Origin of the sequence: Marinimicrobium sp. UBA4209 (assembly GCF_002381585.1) — a bacterium.
Taxonomy (GTDB): Bacteria; Pseudomonadota; Gammaproteobacteria; order Pseudomonadales; family Cellvibrionaceae; genus Marinimicrobium; species Marinimicrobium koreense.
Genome location: NZ_DFTP01000085.1, coordinates 5,373 through 8,267, shown reverse-complemented (window position 1 = coordinate 8,267; position 2,895 = coordinate 5,373). Strand labels below are relative to the sequence as shown.

Sequence of the window (2,895 nt, the reverse complement as noted above, 5' to 3'; positions counted from 1 at the left end):
CGGGGTGTCCGGCGGCAGGTCCGGATTGTACGGGTAGTGAATCAGCCGCAACTGACTGGGCGGGCGACGGATGTGTTGGCTAAAGGTGTCTTCGGCCAGGCCGAGCGCCAGCGCAAAACCGCGAAACAATTGGTGCCCGAGGGCGAGCACCGATTGGTAGTAGGGGAGTATGTCTTCTTTGAAACCGGGCATGTCCGGCCATTGGTTGGGGCCCAGCATCGGGCGGCGATGTGCCGGCTCGAGCATATCGTAGCCAATGTCGTAGGCTTCTTTTTTGTCGACGCTCTTGGCGCCGTAAAAGCGTTCCTCCCCTTCCGGGACGTAGCCGCTGTGATTGACGGAGTGGCCAATGTACTGACGCATTTTTTCGGCGTAGGGCAAGGCGAAGTATGCTTTGGTCCGGGCGATCAGTCGCTCGGTGTAGTCGGCGGGGATACCGTGGCCGACCACATACAGAAAGCCGGCATCGCGGGCCGCCTGACCCAACTGCTCGGCGGCGGCCTGGCGCTGGCTCGGGTCGCTCGACCCCAGGCCCGACACATCGACCACCGGCAGCGTCTGGAAGGCGGTGTGTGGATTGTCTGAAACTTTGCCGGGTGTCATCTGGATTACCTCTCGGTTTGTGCTCAAGGTATCTGGTCGTCCAGATGGTAAGCCGGCCCTCCTCGGCCGTCCGGGTCGTCCCGGGGGTCATGGCATCGCTCAATGATGAAGGCGGACGTCCCGGTCCGTGCCTGATCGCTGGAGATCAAACGGTCCTGACTGAGAATCTGCAGAATTCGTACCAATCACGAGGGCAGGGGCATACGTGGTTGATCTGTCTGGGGTTTTTCGATGGCGGCATGGTTCGCTGACTGATGGATGCTGCTCGGAACGGGTGTCGTTGCACCTTTTTGGGGCAAGCGCACCGGCGGATGATGTTTTTTGGGACACGGCGAAACCGGGTTGACTGGTATATGCTCAAGAGACCACGGGTTAATAGAAAGGGGACAGGAATGACCGGCGTGAAGGAGGTGTTGGTTTGCTACGACGAACGGGTATTGGCCCATGAGCCGGATACCAACGCGGCGTTTTTACCCGGCCGACTGGACAAGCGGGTACGACAGGTGCTCTCCGGGTTGAATGTACAGTGGCGCTACCCCGAACATCCGGGGAGGGTGACGGCCATTCTTGACCTGTTGGCGCGCGCGCCGATCGAGGGCGTCCGCCTGACCGGTGGCCGTGCGGCCACCCCCGAAGAGTTGTCGCGGGTACATACCAGTGCCTACCTGCAGGACATCTATGCCCTGCGGGGCAAGAGTGCCTGGCTGGATCTGGATACCACGGCCGTGTCTCCGGGCAGTGTTGAAGCGGCCGAGGTGGCGGCGGGTACGGCCATCGCGGCAGTGGAGGCGGTGTTTAACGGTGAGGCCGAGCGGGCTTTTGCGTTGATCCGCCCACCAGGTCATCACGCAGAGCCGGTGCGGGCAAGGGGGTTTTGTCTGTTCAATAATGTCGCTGTGGCGGCGGCTCATGCCCAGTCGGCGCTGGGCTGTGAGCGGGTGTTGATTCTGGATTGGGATGCCCACCATGGTAATGGCACTCAGGACATTTTTTATGCCGACCCGGATGTGTTGTTTTTTGATATTCATCGGGCCGCCCCTTTTTATCCGGGCTCGGGGGCGCTCGAAGAGGTCGGTGCCGGGTTGGGGGAAGGGGCTACCGTTAACGTGCCGGTTCCGGCAGGGACCGGAGATCGGGTCTACCTGAAAATTCTGCGCGAACTGCTCGCCCCGGCGGTGGCCAGTTTCAAGCCGGACCTCATTCTGGTGTCGGCGGGGTTTGATGCCCACGGGTATGATCTCGCGCTGAACGTGTCGTACGAAGGCTTTGCCGCCATGACCGGAGTCCTGCAGGCTCTGGCGGATGAACACTGCCAGGGGCGGTTGGTCATGGTCCTGGAGGGCGGCTATAACCTGGAGTCGCTCTCGCACGGGGTGCACTCGGTGCTCCAGGTCATGGCCGGAGGGGAGGTGCCGGAGCCCGCCGTGTGCGGTCTGGCCGAGGCGGAAGCGGCGATCGCCTTTCATGTTCCGGCGTTCTGGGCCGTGGAGGGAGACTGACCTCAGAGGTGTTCCAATCTGGGCCGGGGAGTGCGATCGGTGGCAGAGCAGTAATGAATGCAGTCCCGCCCGCGGTCCTTGCCCGAGTAGAGCGCCCGGTCGGCCATCGCGTACAGCTCATCCGGGCTCAGGCTGTAGAGGGCGCTGACCAGCCCGACACCCAGTGAGGCAGTCAACTGCGTCGGGACACCGTCAGCCGGCGGCGGCGAGATCGGCAAGGGAATGGTTTTGAGCGCCTGGCGGAAGGCCTCCAGCCGCTCTGAGACGGTGTGCAGATTGCGCGTATAAAACAGTATCGCAAACTCCTCTCCCCCCACGCGAAACACCGCATCCCCTGAGCGTTTCCAGTGCAGCTGCAGCAGGTCGCTTACGTTTTCCAGCACCCGGTCCCCGGCGGGGTGTCCGTAGTGGTCGTTCAGTGCCTTGAAGTGATCCAGGTCCAGTAGCGTCAGACAGAGAGTCTGGGTGGGCTCACGTTGCAGTCGGCGCAGTTCACTTTCCAATTTGGGGTAAAAGGTGCGTCGGTTGAGCAGGCCGGTCAGGGCATCGGTTATCGACTCCCGCTCCAGTTTGTCCGCCAGATTCTGCAGCTCGCGGGTTTTGGTTTCCACCCGCTGTTGCAGCTCGGCATTCAACTGTTCTTTCTGCTCGATCAGCTGTTGTTGGCTGACCAGATCTTTCTGTTTGAGTTCGTTAATGCGGTAGGCCAAAGCCAGTGATAGCACGAGAATTTCGATCAGTGAGCCGAGGTTGAGGGCATTCTCCAATAACCAGCTTGAGGGCAACAAACCGA

Annotated in this window: 3 protein-coding genes; 1 reads left to right on the top strand and 2 read right to left on the bottom strand. The window is 61.2% G+C overall.

All coding sequences use genetic code 11. The annotated features are described in order from the left end of the window. Nucleotides 1-603, bottom strand: a 603-nt coding sequence (locus B3187_RS12360; RefSeq protein WP_286806782.1) for an isopenicillin N synthase family dioxygenase, incomplete at its 3' end; no start/stop codon positions are given. Between the two features lie 392 nt (nt 604-995). On the opposite strand from B3187_RS12360, the gene B3187_RS12355 reads away from it, so the two are divergent. Continuing rightward, the gene (locus B3187_RS12355) at nt 996-2,102 is read left to right on the top strand and encodes a histone deacetylase family protein (protein WP_286806781.1); all 1,107 of its coding nucleotides are present in this window, start codon (nt 996-998) and stop codon (nt 2,100-2,102) included. A 2-nt stretch (nt 2,103-2,104) separates the two neighbouring features. Here the strand turns inward: B3187_RS12355 and B3187_RS12350 are convergent. Beyond that, nucleotides 2,105-2,895: GGDEF domain-containing protein (locus tag B3187_RS12350; RefSeq protein WP_286806779.1), on the bottom strand; the 791-nt coding region annotated here is incomplete at its 5' end.

What these genes read in the sequence shown, in the direction of transcription:
- B3187_RS12355 (WP_286806781.1), top strand. Translation starts at nt 996, where the DNA reads ATGACCGGCGTGAAGGAGGTGTTGGTTTGCTACGACGAACGGGTATTG.